The organism is Raoultella sp., from assembly GCF_039594335.1.
In the GTDB taxonomy this organism is placed as follows: domain Bacteria; phylum Pseudomonadota; class Gammaproteobacteria; order Enterobacterales; family Enterobacteriaceae; genus Klebsiella.
The window spans coordinates 23,637-39,065 of record NZ_JBCNNS010000034.1 but is presented as its reverse complement, the minus strand read 5'-3'; the positions used below and the strand labels follow the sequence as shown (position 1 = coordinate 39,065).

Here is a 15,429-nt window from a genome sequence, read left to right as displayed (position 1 = left end):
GCTGATACCCTGCCGCTGAAAACGCCGCATGTGCCCCCTGAGATTGCCCCACAAGAATAATTTCGTTCTTCAATGGAAATTCTTTGAGAGACTCGCGAACGCCATCGAGAATGCTCCAGGCTTCTCCTCTGGCATTAAGATAATGGTGTAATCCGCTGGAGCCCAGTCCTGGATAATCGGGCGCCACAATAGCAAAACCCAGTGACAGCCAGGTATTAAGATACTGTTTATCCCGAACGCTGCGCACATTTAATGAAGGGGCGCAGGCATTAGCCACACCAACGGTTCCGTGGGCCCACACGACAACAGGCCATCCCCCTTCCGGAGTTGAACCGAATGGAATAAACACCGCAGCGGTATCAGTGCGAATCGTCTTCCCATCCACTCCACTGACTGATTTATAATGCAGCAAATACTGCTGAGCCGCTTCGCTTAACCCATGATCTGCCGCCAGAACAGAGACAATATCGGATTTAGCAGTCGTTTTCTGTTCCGCCATCGCAGGTAAAGAACTCATGGCAAAAAACATTAATGCAGATGTAGCGGAAGCCAGATATTTCGAGAGTGAATGATTCATAACGTCCTGTTCCTGTTAATCACTAGTGCTTGAGCGCTTTAGTGTAAATGCCGAAAGTTTAATATTAGCTTAATGAAACTGGCGATCCTGATTTCAACCTGTTGATCATGGCGGATCGCCAGTAACGACCAATAACGTTGTAATCCTGTCGCTCAAAACTCCCTGAGCACTACCGTTTAAAAGGACGGATTCTCCGTCCATTGTCATTTGCACATATCGCGCAGAAAAAATACTTTCTATCCAGTGCCCTACAGGCGATAAATGCCCCCGCAACACAACCAGGATAACAACAATTTTAACACCAGCAGCATTACCACCGTATGCCAGCCCAGACCATCGCTGGTAGCCAACTGCATCGGACCTTTACCGTTGCCGGGAAGCTGGGGACAATAAAATGATAAAGCCCGGAGGTTAAATATTGAGTATTAATAGCGCATTGAATAAAACTCGCCAGGGAATAGAAATCATTATTTTTTCTAATGAATGAAGATGAAAAAATTAGAAAAAAACCTTTTATAGCTGATATGAAGAGATTAAATTCATTACTTTATCTTGGTCAAAATGACTCACCTTAGAAAATTTCAATCGTGATCTGTCGCACAAATCGCTAATCTCCGCGCCATCATCCGGGAGATCTTCTATGCTGCTTCATATTCTTTATCTTATCGGTATTACGGCAGAGGCTATGACTGGCGCTCTGGCAGCCGGGCGCCGCCGCATGGACACCTTTGGCGTCATCATTATTGCTACCGCCACCGCGCTGGGCGGCGGCTCAGTTCGGGATATCCTTCTGGGCCACTACCCACTGGGATGGGTAGAACATCCGGAATACGTCATTATCGTTGCCGTCGCGGCAGTGTTAACGACCATTGTTGCGCCGGTCATGCCCCATCTGCGCCGTCTGTTTCTGGTCCTGGATGCTCTGGGTCTGGTGGTGTTCTCAATTATCGGCGCGCAAATCGCGCTGGATATGGGAGAAGGGCCGGTGATCGCCTCTATCGCCGCAGTGATTACCGGCGTATTTGGCGGCGTACTGCGGGACATGTTCTGTAAGCGCATTCCGCTGGTTTTCCAGAAGGAGCTGTATGCCGGCATCTCGTTTGCAGCCGCTATTATCTATATTGCCCTGCAGCATTACGTTAGCAGCCACGATGTGGTGGTTATCTCCACCTTGCTGTTTGGCTTTACCGCTCGCATGCTGGCACTGCGCTGGAAGCTAGGGCTGCCCGTCTTCCACTACAATCATAACGCCCACTGATCCCCTCAAAACCCGGGTATATGTTGCCCTCTGAGCCACTGCGCCAGCGCGGTAACATCCGGGTGTTGGAGAAAGGCAACCAGCCGTCTCGCGCTCTCTGCCCCCATGCCTGGCAGACGCTGCCATTGTTCCTCAGTACGTTCTCGTAGCTGCTGCCAGTTTTCCTTCGCCAGACCAGTAAGCGCCACCCGGGGTATCGGTACGCCAATCGCCTGGACCCAGCGCAGAAAGGGCTGCTCGCGCGCCAGATTAAACTGGTGCCAAAGCCGCTGCCCTCGCCCGGAGCTTATCCCCGGAATCTCCTGCAACTGCGCTGGCGTTAATGCCAGCCACGAGAACAGGTGATCCAGCGGCCGCGCATCTTGTAGCGTGCGCCACACGGACTCACCCACGCCATCAAGATGCAGAATCGGTTTTGACGACAGCCAGATAAGCCTTGAGAGAAACTGCGCATCACATCCCGGGGTCGTGAAATAGCAGGTCAACGGGGTAAACCGTTCCGGGGGAGGCTGCGGTTTATTACGCTGCGCCGACCGCCATACTACGCTGTCGAGGCGCGGAATGCCCTGGCCCGCCAGACTGATTTGTAGCTGATCGCCGAGGCCAATATCCAGGCGTTTCCAGCGGGAAACCGACCCGATACTGACTTGCTTAACCCGCTTGTCGTCCAGGCGCTGCGGATCCAACAGAGCGACGACGGAAATTTTGCCGCTGCGCCCGACCCGAAAGTGAATGCCGCGTACTTCCATTAACCGCGACGCTGGCGGATATTTCCATGCAACGACCCATTCACCCTGCCCTGGCGACCACAATCGCCCGGCAGGTTCCTGGCCACGGCGCACTACCACGCCGTCGGTAGCAAAAGGCAGAGGCGAGGTTAACCAGCGCTCTCGCCATTGTGCCACCTGCTGTGCATCCGTAACGGGCTGTGTAAAATATGCGCTGTGAAGAAATCCACTCTTGCGCAACAGGGTCAGACGCTGGCTCATGTTCTGAGGGCCATCTGGCCATGCCCAGATAAAGATCCCCAGCTCCGCGAGCTGCGCCGAGGTATCGAGGCGCATCAGAGTACCGGCCACTTTTGCCCGGGCATTCATTCCCCCCATCTGCTTCTGCACATGCCCGTCGTGCTGCAGGAAAAGCTCCCCCTGCAGCACGCTGTTCGCCAGTTCCCCCTCCGTTACTTTCGGCACAGCGGGGATCTGCCGTACCTTTGCGGTCCACGCCTCCCCGGCTCGACCATCTCCCCGACTAATGGCCTGTACCAGTTGCCCATGACGATACACCAGCGTCACGGCGACACCGTCAACCTTCGGCTGCACCCAAAGATCCTTTTTACCGTGCATCCACCGCGCAATATCCGATTTATCGGCCAGCTTACGCACGCCGGTATGGGCAACCGGATGCCTGACCTCTCCGGTGGCAGGCGGCACATCAGCGCTATCCGTGGGCGATACAAGCGAAAAACAGCGCCGCCACTGCATGAGTAGCGCCGAAAGCTGGTCGTATATCTCATCACTGACCCCACTGCTTCCCTGTCGCCAGTACGCATTTTTCCAGGCCGTCACCTGCTGGTTCAGACGATGTACTTCCTGTTCAGCCTGTGCCTGCGGCCATTCAGGGCAGGCTGTCTGCCCGTATCCAGCCACCGCCAACGCGCCAATCATCCAGATCCATTTATGCATGGTTCCACCTCCTGTTTACCCATGAACATTCTGCAGGAGAGCGGTTTTTTTCGGCGACGACGGATTTATCACGCTGCGATCGGGTTTCCGGGCTTTGTATGTCTTCTTTGCAATACACGGAGAAATCAGGAAAACGGCTGGCAAAATGAAAGAAACAGAAGCAAAAAGTGTGACAGGGACTGCGTCACGGTGCGGCGCCGTGTATAATAGGCTCGTATGTAGTATCTCTTTCGACAATCACATACAAAAGACTCTCATGGCTCAAGGCACGCTTTATATTGTTTCCGCCCCGAGTGGCGCGGGTAAATCCAGCCTGATTCAGGCTTTATTGAAAACCCAACCGCTGTACGACACCCAGGTCTCTGTTTCACATACCACGCGCGCGCCGCGTCCGGGTGAAGTGCACGGCGAACACTATTTCTTTGTTAATCATGACGATTTCAGAGCGATGATTAGCAGAAACGCATTTCTTGAGCATGCGGAAGTTTTTGGCAACTATTACGGCACCTCGCGCGAAACCATCGAGCAGGTACTGGCAACCGGCGTTGACGTCTTCCTGGATATCGACTGGCAGGGTGCTCAGCAAATCCGTCAAAAAATGCCTGGCGCACGCAGCATTTTTATTCTGCCGCCGTCAAAAGATGAGCTTGACCGTCGCCTGCGTGGCCGCGGCCAGGACAGCGAAGAGGTGATCGCAAAACGTATGGCTCAGGCTGTTGCAGAAATGAGTCATTACGCGGAATATGATTACCTTATTGTGAATGATGATTTTGATACCGCGCTAAGCGATCTGAAAAACATTATTCGCGCCGAACGTCTGCGCATGAGCCGCCAAAAGCAGCGACATGGCGCTTTAATCAGCAAACTGTTGGCAGACTGAACACACATTCAGTATCATGCCCAGTCATTTCTTCATCTGTGGAGCATTTTAAGTATGGCACGCGTAACTGTTCAGGACGCTGTAGAGAAAATTGGTAACCGTTTTGACCTGGTACTGGTCGCCGCGCGTCGCGCTCGTCAGATGCAGGTTGGCGGAAAAGATCCACTGGTAGCGGAAGAAAACGATAAAACTACCGTTATTGCGCTGCGCGAAATCGAAGAAGGTCTGATCAACAACCAGATCCTCGACGTCCGCGATCGTCAAGAACAGCAAGAGCAGGAAGCCGCTGAATTACAAGCCGTTACCGCTATTGCAGAAGGCCGTCGTTAATCACGCAGTGGGTAGCCCTTGTATCTGTTTGAAAGCCTGAATCAGCTGATTCAAAATTACCTGCCGGAAGAGCAAATCAAGCGTCTTCGGCAGGCCTATCTCGTTGCACGTGACGCTCACGAGGGCCAGACACGTTCAAGCGGTGAACCCTATATCACGCACCCGGTAGCGGTAGCCTGCATTCTGGCCGAGATGAAACTCGACCATGAAACGCTGATGGCTGCGCTACTGCATGATGTGATTGAAGATACCCCTGCCACCTACCAGGATATGGAGCAGCTCTTTGGCAAAAGCGTTGCTGAGCTGGTAGAGGGGGTATCGAAACTTGATAAGCTCAAGTTCCGCGATAAGAAAGAGGCGCAGGCCGAAAACTTTCGCAAAATGATTATGGCGATGGTGCAGGATATCCGCGTCATCCTGATCAAACTTGCCGACCGCACGCACAACATGCGCACGCTGGGTTCACTTCGCCCGGATAAACGCCGCCGCATTGCCCGCGAAACGCTAGAAATCTACAGCCCGCTGGCTCACCGTTTAGGTATCCACCACATCAAAACCGAGCTCGAAGAGCTAGGCTTTGAAGCGCTATATCCCAACCGCTATCGTGTCATCAAAGAAGTTGTCAAAGCAGCGCGCGGCAACCGTAAAGAGATGATTCAAAAGATCCTCTCTGAAATCGAAGGGCGTTTACAGGAAGCGGGAATCCTCTGTCGCGTCAGCGGTCGTGAGAAGCATCTGTACTCCATTTACTGCAAAATGGTGCTGAAAGAGCAGCGTTTTCATTCGATTATGGACATCTACGCCTTCCGCGTGATTGTCCATGATGCTGACACCTGCTACCGCGTGCTTGGCCAGATGCACAGCCTTTACAAGCCTCGTCCTGGTCGGATGAAAGATTACATCGCCATTCCCAAGGCGAACGGTTATCAATCTTTGCATACCTCGATGATCGGCCCTCACGGCGTTCCGGTTGAAGTACAAATTCGTACTGAAGACATGGACCAGATGGCAGAAATGGGGGTTGCGGCGCACTGGGCGTATAAAGAGCACGGCGGCGAAAGCAACACCACCGCGCAAATCCGCGCGCAGCGCTGGATGCAGAGCCTGCTGGAGTTGCAGCAAAGCGCAGGCAGCTCGTTTGAATTTATCGAGAGCGTCAAATCCGATCTGTTCCCGGATGAGATTTACGTTTTCACCCCGGAAGGGCGTATTGTCGAACTCCCCGCTGGCGCCACGCCGGTGGACTTCGCCTACGCGGTGCATACCGATATCGGCCATGCCTGCGTTGGCGCACGCGTCGACCGCCAGCCGTATCCCCTGTCTCAGCCGCTTTCCAGCGGCCAGACGGTGGAAATCATCACCGCACCGGGCGCACGTCCGAACGCAGCGTGGCTGAACTTTGTCGTCAGCTCCAAAGCGCGCGCCAAAATTCGCCAGCTGTTGAAGAACCTTAAGCGCGATGACTCCGTTAGCCTGGGTCGCCGTCTGCTCAACCATGCCCTGGGCGGTAGCCGTAAACTGGCTGAAATCCCGCAGGAGAGCATTCAGCGCGAACTGGAACGCATGAAGCTGGCCAGTCTTGACGATCTGCTGGCAGAAATTGGCCTCGGCAACGCAATGAGCGTCGTGGTAGCCAAAAACCTGCAACAAGGCGAAACCGCCGCCGCCCCGGCGCAAGGCGCCTCTTCAGGTCACGGTCATCTGCCGATTAAAGGCGCTGACGGCGTTCTGATTACCTTTGCGAAGTGCTGTCGTCCGATTCCCGGCGATCCGATTATCGCCCATGTCAGCCCCGGTAAAGGCCTGGTCATTCACCATGAGTCCTGCCGTAACATTCGTGGCTATCAGAAAGAGCCAGAGAAGTTTATGGCCGTCGAGTGGGATAAAGAGACCGCCCAGGAATTTATCACCGAAATTAAGGTGGATATGTTTAACCACCAGGGTGCACTGGCGAACCTCACAGCGGCCATTAACACCGCCTCTTCCAATATTCAGAGTCTGACTACCGAAGAAAAAGATGGTCGCGTGTACAGCGCGTTTATCCGCCTGACGGCGCGCGATCGCGTGCATCTGGCGAATATTATGCGCAAAATTCGCGTTATGCCGGATGTAATAAAAGTCACCCGTAACCGAAACTAGCCTTGTGCACGAAATCATTCGCGTTTTGCACCGCACGGGTTACCGGCCCTGAAGAGTCACGCGGCCAGCGAATAAATTACCCGGCCCGTACAGGAGTACGTAACCGGGGTAATGAGTACGGCTAACGCCGAGGCAATTTGAAGGATGAAGTGTTTATGAATCCACAGCGTTATGCGCGTATCTGCGAGATGCTCGCCAGGCGCCAGCCTGACCTGACGGTTTGCATGGAGCAGGTCCATAAACCTCATAACGTCTCTGCGGTGATTCGTACCGCAGACGCCGTTGGCGTGCACGAAGTCCACGCTATCTGGCCCAGTAGCCGCATGCGCACGATGGCCTCTGCAGCCGCTGGCAGTAATAGCTGGGTGCAGGTTAAAACCCACCGCTCGATTGGCGATGCTGTCAGCCATTTAAAGAGCCAGGGCATGCAGATCCTGGCCACTCACCTCTCAGACAAAGCCGTCGATTTCCGTGAAATCGACTATACCCGTCCAACCTGCATCCTGATGGGCCAGGAAAAAACCGGCATTACCCAACAGGCCCTGGCGCTGGCCGATCGGGACATCATCATTCCGATGACTGGCATGGTGCAATCGCTGAATGTCTCCGTCGCCTCGGCCCTCATTCTGTATGAGGCCCAGCGCCAACGGCAAAATGCGAGGATGTATCAGCGTGAGAACAGCATGCTGCCGGAAGAAGAGCAGCAGCGCTTGCTGTTTGAAGGCGGATACCCGGTACTGGCCAGAGTGGCAAAACAAAAAGGTCTGCCTTACCCCTACGTGAATGCGCAGGGCGAAGTCGAAGCCGATGACGCATGGTGGGCAACCATGCAAGCCTCCGGTTCCGCTCCCGGCAGCACACGCGACAAGCGCGCCGGAGCTGGCCAGACAAGACACAGTCTGAAGGATGAAGGATAAATGACCGGTCGCCTGTTAGATGCGGTCCCGCTCAATTCGCTCACCGGCGTTGGGGCGGCACAAAGCAACAAACTGGCGAAAATCGGCCTGCATACCGTGCAGGATCTCCTTCTGCACCTGCCGCTACGCTATGAAGACCGCACCCATCTTTATCAGATAGGCGAGCTGTTACCGGGCGTTTATGCCACCGTTGAAGGTGAAGTTCTCAGTAGCACCATCACCTTCGGCGGCCGCCGAATGATGACCTGTCAGATCAGCGACGGCTCCGGTATTCTCACCATGCGCTTTTTCAACTTCAACGCCGCCATGAAAAACAGCCTGGCGACCGGCCGGCGCGTGCTGGCGTACGGAGAAGCCAAACGGGGAAAATACGGGGCGGAGATGATTCACCCGGAATACCGCGTGCAGGGTGACATGAGCACACCCGATCTACAGGAAACGCTGACGCCGGTTTATCCCACCACCGAAGGCATCAAGCAGGCGACGCTGCGCAAGCTCACCGATCAGGCGCTGGAATTACTTGATACCGGTGCGATCAGCGAGTTGTTACCCCCCGAACTGGCACAGGGAATGATGAGCCTGCCGGAGGCGCTCCGGACATTACACCGTCCGCCGCCGTCGCTGCAGCTCAGTGACCTGGAAAGCGGTAAACATCCGGCGCAACAGCGCTTAATTCTGGAAGAGCTGCTGGCGCATAACCTGAGCATGCTGGCGCTACGCGCCGGCGCCCAGCGTTATCATGCCCTGGCGCTCAGCGCGAACGACACATTAAAAAACCAGCTGCTGGCCTCCCTGCCCTTTAAGCCGACCGGCGCACAACAGCGGGTCACCGCCGAAATTGAACGCGATATGGCGCTTGATGTGCCGATGATGCGTCTGGTACAGGGCGACGTCGGCTCCGGTAAAACGCTGGTTGCCGCCCTCGCTGCGCTGCGGGCTATCGCTCACGGCAAGCAGGTGGCGCTCATGGCGCCGACCGAACTGCTGGCGGAGCAACACGTCAATAACTTCCGCCAGTGGTTCGCGCCGCTGGGCATCGAAGTGGGCTGGCTGGCTGGCAAACAGAAAGGGAAAGCCCGCCAGGCACAGCAGGAAGCCATCGCCAGCGGCCAGGTGCAGATGATCGTCGGCACCCACGCTATTTTTCAGGAACAGGTACAGTTCAACGGTCTGGCGCTGGTGATTATTGATGAGCAGCACCGCTTCGGCGTCCACCAACGTCTGGCGCTGTGGGAGAAAGGCCAACAGCAGGGCTTCCATCCCCATCAGCTGATCATGACCGCCACCCCGATTCCGCGAACCCTGGCGATGACCGCTTACGCCGATCTTGATACCTCGGTGATCGATGAGCTGCCGCCAGGCCGAACGCCGGTCACCACGGTAGCCATCCCCGATACTCGTCGCCACGATATTATCGATCGGGTGCGCAACGCCTGTACTCAGGAGGGGCGCCAGGCCTACTGGGTCTGCACCCTGATTGAAGAGTCCGATCTGCTGGAAGCGCAGGCGGCAGAAGCAACATGGGAAGAGCTCAAGCTTGCGCTGCCGGAACTGAATATCGGCCTGGTGCATGGTCGGATGAAACCGGCAGACAAGCAGGCGGTGATGCAGGCCTTTAAGCAAGGCGAACTGCACCTGCTGATTGCCACCACGGTCATTGAAGTTGGGGTAGACGTGCCGAATGCCAGCCTGATGATTATCGAAAACCCGGAACGCCTCGGACTGGCGCAACTGCACCAGCTCAGAGGACGCGTCGGGCGCGGCGCGGTCGCGTCCCACTGCGTACTACTCTATAAGTCACCACTGTCAAAAACGGCGCAGAAACGCCTGCAGGTTCTGCGCGACAGCAACGACGGTTTCATCATTGCCCAGAAAGACCTGGAAATCCGCGGCCCCGGGGAGCTGCTTGGCACCCGTCAAACCGGTACCGCTGAGTTTAAAGTCGCCGATCTGCTACGTGATCAGGCCATGATCCCGAACGTTCAGCGCATCGCTCGCCATATTCACGAACGTTATTCTCAGCAGGCCCAGGCACTTATAGAACGCTGGATGCCGGAAACCGAACGCTATTCCAACGCCTAGCATCCGATCGGTCCCGCAGGGTCAGACCCGGACGCTTCGCGCAATTTATCTTCACAACGAGTGGATTATGAAACGAGAACTGGCTATCGAATTTTCCCGTGTCACCGAGGCTGCCGCTCTGGCGGGCTATAAATGGCTGGGCCGCGGCGATAAAAATACCGCCGACGGTGCCGCCGTCAACGCTATGCGTATTATGCTCAACCTGATTAATATCGATGGCACCATCGTGATTGGCGAAGGTGAAATCGATGAAGCGCCGATGCTGTATATCGGCGAGAAGGTCGGCACCGGTCACGGTGATGCGGTGGATATCGCCGTTGACCCTATCGAAGGAACGCGCATGACGGCGATGGGCCAGGCCAATGCGCTGGCGGTGATGGCGGTCGGCGATAAAGGCTGCTTCCTGAACGCGCCGGACATGTACATGGAAAAACTAATTGTCGGCCCAGGGGCAAAAGGGGCGATTGATCTCAATCTGCCGCTGGCGGAGAACCTGCGTAATGTCGCTGCAGCGCTGAATAAACCGCTGGCCGAGCTGACCGTCACTATTCTGGCCAAACCGCGTCATGATGCGGTGATTGCCGAACTCCAGCGGTCGGGCGTTCGTGTCTTCGCCATTCCGGATGGCGACGTCGCGGCGTCGATCCTGACCTGTATGCCGGACAGCGAAGTAGATGTGCTGTATGGCATCGGCGGCGCGCCTGAAGGGGTGGTTTCTGCCGCCGTCATTCGCGCTCTCGACGGCGACATGCAAGGTCGCCTGCTGGCTCGTCACGATGTAAAAGGCGATACGGCAGAAAACCGCCGTATCGGCGAGAACGAGCTGGCGCGCTGCAAAGAGATGGGCATCGAAGCGGGCAAAGTGCTGCGCCTCGACGAAATGGCCCGCAGCGATAATGTGGTATTCTCCGCAACCGGCATCACCAAAGGCGATCTGCTGGATGGCATTACCCGTAAAGGCAATATGGCCACCACCGAAACACTGCTGATTCGCGGTAAATCCCGTACGATTCGCCGCATTCAGTCCATTCATTATCTTGACCGTAAAGACCCGGATATCCAGCTGCATATTCTGTAAACGCCCGCTCACACGTGCCGATTGCACGCTGGCGCCAGGCCCAGGGACGGGCCGGAAACGGATGCTGCCAGCGCACAGGCAATTGAAGTATGACGAGAATATTTGATCAATAGAGCTTTTCGTCGCCGTCAGGCTGGAAATCTTTGCCGCGTACAACGAAGATAAGGCAACGCTTTGCGCAACGGGAGAAGATGATGGCGGACTGGGTTAACGGTAAAGTAAAAAAAATAGAATTCTGGACCGACACGCTGTTCAGTTTGTACGTCCAGGCGCCTGTTCACCCATTTACCGCCGGGCAATTTACCAAGCTCGGGCTGGAAATTGACGGTGAGCGGATTCAGCGCGCCTATTCCTACGTTAACGCACCGGGCAATCCCGATCTGGAGTTCTATCTGGTCACCGTCCCGGACGGTAAGCTCAGCCCATGCCTTGCGGCGCTCAAACCGGGCGATGATGTTCAGCTTGTCAGCGAAGCCGCGGGTTTCTTCGTCCTTGACGAGGTGCCGGACTGCGAAACTTTATGGATGCTGGCGACCGGCACCGCACTCGGCCCGTACCTGTCAATCTTGCAGGAAGGTAAAGATCTTGAGCGCTTCAAAAACCTGGTGCTGGTCCACGCCGTGCGCTATGAGGCCGATTTAAGCTACCTGCCGCTGATGCGCGAATTAGAACAGCGCTACGGCGGAAAGCTGCGAATCCAGACCGTCGTGAGCCGTGAAACCGCCCCTGGCTCGCTGACCGGACGAATTCCCTTCCTGATCGAAACCGGGGCACTGGAGGAGGGCATTGGCCTGCCAATGAACGCCGATAACAGCCACGTGATGCTGTGTGGAAACCCGCAGATGGTGCGTGATACCCAGCAGTTGTTGAAAGATACCCGGCAGATGACCAAACATCTGCGCCGCCGACCGGGCCACATGACCGCCGAGCAATACTGGTAATCAGGACTCCGCCTTCCAGCGAACATCCAGCGTATCTTTACCAAATTTATTCTCGCCCTGGGTGCCGACAAACGCACCCAGGTCGATAAACATCATGACAATAATCAGCGTCGGCACAAACCGCCCGACAACCCATTGCCAGGCGCCCGGCAGTATCGACCAGTTCCCCGCCAGCAGCATCCACGCCAGTATCATTAGCAGCGCCCAGAGCCCCGATTTACCGCGATCGTGCAGGCGTTTGATCGTCACCGCCGCCGTCGGCCACAGCAGACACACCAGGATAAACGCGGCAGTCTGCGCATTGAGCAAACTGGCGCCAGCCAGAGTAAAGAGCGCGCTCATGGCGAGAATCCAGATGGCTATCCAGATCCAAAAATCACGGCGCCCGATACGTCCCTTAATTGAGAACATCCACTGCTGTAGGGTCATGTTTTATTCCTTATCATCATCATTCGCGTAGTTTACCCTGGAGCCGTCACTTTTTGACAAGCGCGACGGTTCCCGTTTTAATCGTCTGCAGGCAAAAAAAGGAAAGACCGGCATGAAGACGTGGATGACTGTGTGTTTTATTGGGCTGACGGCCTTATCCGTCGGCCCGAAGGCGTTGTCTGCGGTGCCAGAATCCTCCGCCACGGCACCTTATCTGCTGGCGGGCGCCCCCACTTTTGATATGTCTATCAGCGACTTTCGGGAAAAATTCAATGCGCAGAATCCGAAGCTTCAGCTGAATGAATTTCGCGCTATTGCCTCCAGCCGCGACAGGGAAAATCTGACGCGCGCGGCGAGCAAAATTAATGAAAATCTTTACGCCTCCACGGCGCTGGAGCGCGCTACCCTCAAAATAAAATCGATGCAGGTGACCTGGCTACCGATTCAGGGGCCGGAGCAGAAAGCGGCGAAGGCCAAAGCACAGGAGTATATGAGCGCCGTGTTACGCATGTTCGCGCCCACCCTAAGCGTGGCTCAGAGCCAGCAAAAACTGCAGAAAATGCTCGCCGCCGGCAAGGGAAAACGTTACTTCGCGGAAACCGAAGGTGCGATACGTTATGTTGTCGCAGACAACGGTGAAAAAGGGCTGACCTTCGCTGTTGAACCGATTAAGCTGGCGCTATCTGAAACGCTGGAGAGCAATAATAAATGACAAAAAGCAAAGCCTTTCCAACGATGAATCTCTATACTGTTTGACAGACCATGCTGCCCTGACGGGTGGCTATATTCCTTAATTCGCTTAACGTAGCGTGGAGAATTAAAATGCGACATCCTTTAGTGATGGGTAACTGGAAACTGAACGGCAGCCGCCATATGGTAAACGAACTGGTTGCTAACCTGCGTACCGAACTGGCTGGCGTTTCTGGCTGTGCCGTTGCAATCGCTCCGCCAGAAATGTACATCGATCTGGCTAAGCATGCGGCAGAAGGTAGCCACATTCACCTGGGCGCGCAGAACGTTGACCTGAACCTGTCCGGCGCATTCACCGGTGAAACCTCTGCTCAAATGCTGAAAGATGTCGGTGCTGAATACATCATCATTGGTCACTCTGAGCGTCGTACTTATCACAACGAGTCTGATGAGTTCATCGCTAAGAAATTCGCGGTTCTGAAAGAACAGGGGCTGATTCCGGTTCTGTGCATCGGCGAAACGGAAGCAGAAAACGAAGCGGGCAAAACGGAAGAAGTGTGCGCACGTCAGATCGACGCCGTTCTGAAAACTCAGGGCGCTGCGGCATTCGAAGGCGTAGTTATCGCTTACGAACCTGTCTGGGCAATCGGCACCGGCAAATCAGCGACTCCGGCACAGGCTCAGGCCGTGCACAAATTCATTCGTGATCATATTGCGAAAGCAGACGCGAAAGTCGCTGAACAGGTCATCATCCAGTACGGCGGTTCCGTTAACGCTTCTAACGCAGCAGAACTGTTCACCCAGCCGGACATCGACGGCGCGCTGGTTGGCGGTGCTTCCCTGAAAGCAGACGCTTTCGCAGTGATCGTTAAAGCAGCTGAAGCAGCGAAAAAAGCGTAACCTGCGATAAGCCCGGCCCCCGGCGGTGCACCGTTACCGGGGCACGGGATAGCGCATACGAGGAGCCCGGACAACGCGCGCAGGCGCCGCCTCCGGGCTTTTTTATCCCGCTACAATTTTCCCAACGCTTGATACCACAGATAGTCCAGCGGCAGCAGAATCAAATAGCTCACCGCCGCCAGCGCGATACACAGTAGCATTCCCGCCCGCGCCGGCACTTTCCCCAGCCCCATCGCCACAACAATCGGCGACGCCTGATACGGCAGCAGCGGTGTGGAATAGCCCAATACCTGAATCATAATCACGCTTAGCAGTGGAAAACCTGTGGCATCGGAAAAGCTCTGCGCAAAAGTGGTGTACAGCGCGGGTACGCCGTTGGCCGTCATAATAAAGTTCAGGGCGCTGGTCATGCCGGTTAGTGCCAGGAAGCTGGTGAACGGACTCTCTTTGTCGAGCGGCATCACATGCAGCAGCGCATTGCCAACCACCTCGCCTGTTCCGGTTTGGGTCACAGTAATCGCCAGCCCGAGGATCCCGGCGACGTAAATACAGGTACGAATATTCACTCCGCTAGAGAACTCCTCCCCACTGATAAAACCAACCCGCGGCAGCAGCGTGACGACCGCGGCGGTCAGCCCCGTCCAGGCGGGTCCGATACCGTGCCAACTCTCGCTCACCCACAGTACCAGCACCACGGCCAGCAGCCAGGCCAGGCGCTTCTCGTCCCGACTCATCGGCGGAAGCGGCGTCAGTTCACGCGGCGGGTGAGGCTTGCCCGGGAACAGCCAGCAGATCAGGACAATTAAGATCCCTCCCTTCAACCAGCCCAGTACCGGCGTATGCAGCAGCAAATACGGCAGGTAATTAAGGTGAATCCCGTACGAACCTTCCGCCGCACCGCTCATCACCAGGTTCGGGACGTTGGCAGGCAAAATCGTCGCCGACAGCTGGAAGGTGCCAAAACCCACCGCCAGCGCCAGCCCATACCAGGCCCGCGTACCGTCTGTAATACCGGCCCGTTTCGCCATTGCCGCCACAATGGGCATCAGCAGCGCGATGCGCCCCATATTTGACGGCATCACGAAGGCAAGCGCATAGCTGAGTAGCACGACGCTACCTACCATCAATGGCCAGGAGTCCGTCAGTCGCGCCGATAGCGCTTGCGCCGCCCGATCCGCCAGTCCGGTTTTACGAATCGCAATCCCGAGAACGAAACCGCTGAACACCAACCAGAACGCCGACGAGGCAAATCCACCGAAGATCACTTCCGGCGGCGCAATTTTGGCGATCATCGCCGCCGCGAAAAACAGCAGCGCAGTCATAAACTCCGGTAACAACGAAGTCGCCCATAGGACAATGGTTAGCGCGACAATCAGCGAGGGCAGAAACAGAGGGTGAGAAAGCCAGAGCGACATACCTGTCTCCTGTCGTTTTTTTCAGCAAGAATACGATCGGGAGCGAGGCAGGTAAACCTATCAAAAAATAGCAAGCCATGCAGGAATCTGCATGGCTCAGCACGAAAT

General features: G+C 55.7%; 14 protein-coding genes and 1 pseudogene. 10 read left to right on the top strand and 5 right to left on the bottom strand.

All coding sequences use genetic code 11. The annotated features are described in order from the left end of the window. Together ACZAHD_RS08565 and ACZAHD_RS08560 are read right to left on the bottom strand one after the other, a co-directional pair. On the bottom strand, positions 1 to 577 hold a 577-nt coding region (locus ACZAHD_RS08565), incomplete at its 3' end, for an alpha/beta hydrolase family protein (RefSeq protein ID WP_462456379.1). A gap of 264 nt (positions 578 to 841) precedes the next feature. Continuing rightward, a pseudogene (locus tag ACZAHD_RS08560) lies at positions 842 to 987 on the bottom strand (chloride channel protein); the annotation flags it as partial. Between the two features lie 230 nt (positions 988 to 1,217). Between ACZAHD_RS08560 and ACZAHD_RS08555 the strand changes: the two are divergent. After that, positions 1,218 to 1,835 carry a trimeric intracellular cation channel family protein gene (locus ACZAHD_RS08555; RefSeq protein WP_462456378.1) on the top strand — a complete coding sequence of 206 codons (618 nt, stop codon included), beginning with the start codon at positions 1,218 to 1,220 and terminating at the stop codon, positions 1,833 to 1,835. A gap of 5 nt (positions 1,836 to 1,840) precedes the next feature. On the opposite strand, the gene ligB is transcribed toward ACZAHD_RS08555, so the two are convergent. After that, positions 1,841 to 3,520: an NAD-dependent DNA ligase LigB gene (gene ligB, locus ACZAHD_RS08550; RefSeq protein WP_462456377.1), complete on the bottom strand. Its 1,680-nt coding sequence runs from the start codon at positions 3,518 to 3,520 to the stop codon at positions 1,841 to 1,843. Between the two features lie 256 nt (positions 3,521 to 3,776). Between ligB and gmk the strand changes: the two genes are divergently transcribed. The 7 genes from gmk (at position 3,777) to fpr (ending at position 11,887) form a co-directional block, all read left to right on the top strand. Then, positions 3,777 to 4,400, top strand: a complete 624-nt coding sequence (gene gmk / locus ACZAHD_RS08545) for a guanylate kinase (RefSeq protein ID WP_462456376.1) — start codon at positions 3,777 to 3,779, stop codon at positions 4,398 to 4,400. 54 nt (positions 4,401 to 4,454) lie between these two features. Then, entirely contained in the window at positions 4,455 to 4,730 is a 276-nt protein-coding gene (rpoZ, locus tag ACZAHD_RS08540) for a DNA-directed RNA polymerase subunit omega (RefSeq protein WP_006817787.1), read from the top strand. A gap of 18 nt (positions 4,731 to 4,748) precedes the next feature. Further along, positions 4,749 to 6,869 carry a bifunctional GTP diphosphokinase/guanosine-3',5'-bis pyrophosphate 3'-pyrophosphohydrolase gene (spoT, locus tag ACZAHD_RS08535; RefSeq protein WP_462456375.1) on the top strand — a complete coding sequence of 707 codons (2,121 nt, stop codon included), beginning with the start codon at positions 4,749 to 4,751 and terminating at the stop codon, positions 6,867 to 6,869. 155 nt (positions 6,870 to 7,024) lie between these two features. After that, positions 7,025 to 7,786, top strand: a complete 762-nt coding sequence (gene trmH / locus ACZAHD_RS08530) for a tRNA (guanosine(18)-2'-O)-methyltransferase TrmH (protein ID WP_462456374.1) — start codon at positions 7,025 to 7,027, stop codon at positions 7,784 to 7,786. Continuing rightward, positions 7,787 to 9,868 (top strand): ATP-dependent DNA helicase RecG, encoded by a 2,082-nt coding sequence (gene recG, locus ACZAHD_RS08525; RefSeq protein WP_462456373.1) that lies wholly within the window; start codon positions 7,787 to 7,789, stop codon positions 9,866 to 9,868. Between the two features lie 67 nt (positions 9,869 to 9,935). Next, a complete protein-coding gene (glpX, locus tag ACZAHD_RS08520) occupies positions 9,936 to 10,946 on the top strand; it encodes a class II fructose-bisphosphatase (RefSeq protein WP_462456372.1) in 1,011 nt (336 codons plus the stop codon). A 194-nt stretch (positions 10,947 to 11,140) separates the two neighbouring features. Then, positions 11,141 to 11,887, top strand: a complete 747-nt coding sequence (fpr, locus tag ACZAHD_RS08515) for a ferredoxin--NADP(+) reductase (RefSeq protein ID WP_462456382.1) — start codon at positions 11,141 to 11,143, stop codon at positions 11,885 to 11,887. Here fpr and ACZAHD_RS08510 read toward each other — a convergent pair whose 3' ends face one another. Further along, entirely contained in the window at positions 11,888 to 12,316 is a 429-nt protein-coding gene (locus ACZAHD_RS08510) for a DUF805 domain-containing protein (RefSeq protein ID WP_462456371.1), read from the bottom strand. A gap of 112 nt (positions 12,317 to 12,428) precedes the next feature. Here ACZAHD_RS08510 and ACZAHD_RS08505 point away from each other — a divergent pair, with 112 nt between their 5' ends. Together ACZAHD_RS08505 and tpiA are read left to right on the top strand one after the other, a co-directional pair. Next, a complete protein-coding gene (locus tag ACZAHD_RS08505; RefSeq protein ID WP_462456370.1) occupies positions 12,429 to 13,028 on the top strand; it encodes a DUF1454 family protein in 600 nt (199 codons plus the stop codon). 110 nt (positions 13,029 to 13,138) lie between these two features. Continuing rightward, positions 13,139 to 13,906, top strand: a complete 768-nt coding sequence (gene tpiA, locus ACZAHD_RS08500) for a triose-phosphate isomerase (protein WP_015585511.1) — start codon at positions 13,139 to 13,141, stop codon at positions 13,904 to 13,906. A 110-nt stretch (positions 13,907 to 14,016) separates the two neighbouring features. Here the strand turns inward: tpiA and ACZAHD_RS08495 are convergent, their stop codons facing one another. Further along, positions 14,017 to 15,321: an SLC13 family permease gene (locus ACZAHD_RS08495; protein WP_462456369.1), complete on the bottom strand. Its 1,305-nt coding sequence runs from the start codon at positions 15,319 to 15,321 to the stop codon at positions 14,017 to 14,019. Positions 15,322 to 15,429 lie beyond the last annotated feature (108 nt).

Coding starts and splice junctions, on each gene's coding strand:
- ACZAHD_RS08505 (WP_462456370.1), top strand. CDS start 12,429: ATGAAGACGTGGATGACTGTGTGTTTTATTGGGCTGACGGCCTTATCC.
- ACZAHD_RS08555 (WP_462456378.1), top strand. CDS start 1,218: ATGCTGCTTCATATTCTTTATCTTATCGGTATTACGGCAGAGGCTATG.
- fpr (WP_462456382.1), top strand. CDS start 11,141: ATGGCGGACTGGGTTAACGGTAAAGTAAAAAAAATAGAATTCTGGACC.
- rpoZ (WP_006817787.1), top strand. CDS start 4,455: ATGGCACGCGTAACTGTTCAGGACGCTGTAGAGAAAATTGGTAACCGT.
- tpiA (WP_015585511.1), top strand. CDS start 13,139: ATGCGACATCCTTTAGTGATGGGTAACTGGAAACTGAACGGCAGCCGC.
- recG (WP_462456373.1), top strand. CDS start 7,787: ATGACCGGTCGCCTGTTAGATGCGGTCCCGCTCAATTCGCTCACCGGC.
- glpX (WP_462456372.1), top strand. CDS start 9,936: ATGAAACGAGAACTGGCTATCGAATTTTCCCGTGTCACCGAGGCTGCC.
- trmH (WP_462456374.1), top strand. CDS start 7,025: ATGAATCCACAGCGTTATGCGCGTATCTGCGAGATGCTCGCCAGGCGC.
- gmk (WP_462456376.1), top strand. CDS start 3,777: ATGGCTCAAGGCACGCTTTATATTGTTTCCGCCCCGAGTGGCGCGGGT.
- ACZAHD_RS08510 (WP_462456371.1), bottom strand. CDS start 12,316: ATGACCCTACAGCAGTGGATGTTCTCAATTAAGGGACGTATCGGGCGC.
- ACZAHD_RS08495 (WP_462456369.1), bottom strand. CDS start 15,321: ATGTCGCTCTGGCTTTCTCACCCTCTGTTTCTGCCCTCGCTGATTGTC.
- ligB (WP_462456377.1), bottom strand. CDS start 3,520: ATGCATAAATGGATCTGGATGATTGGCGCGTTGGCGGTGGCTGGATAC.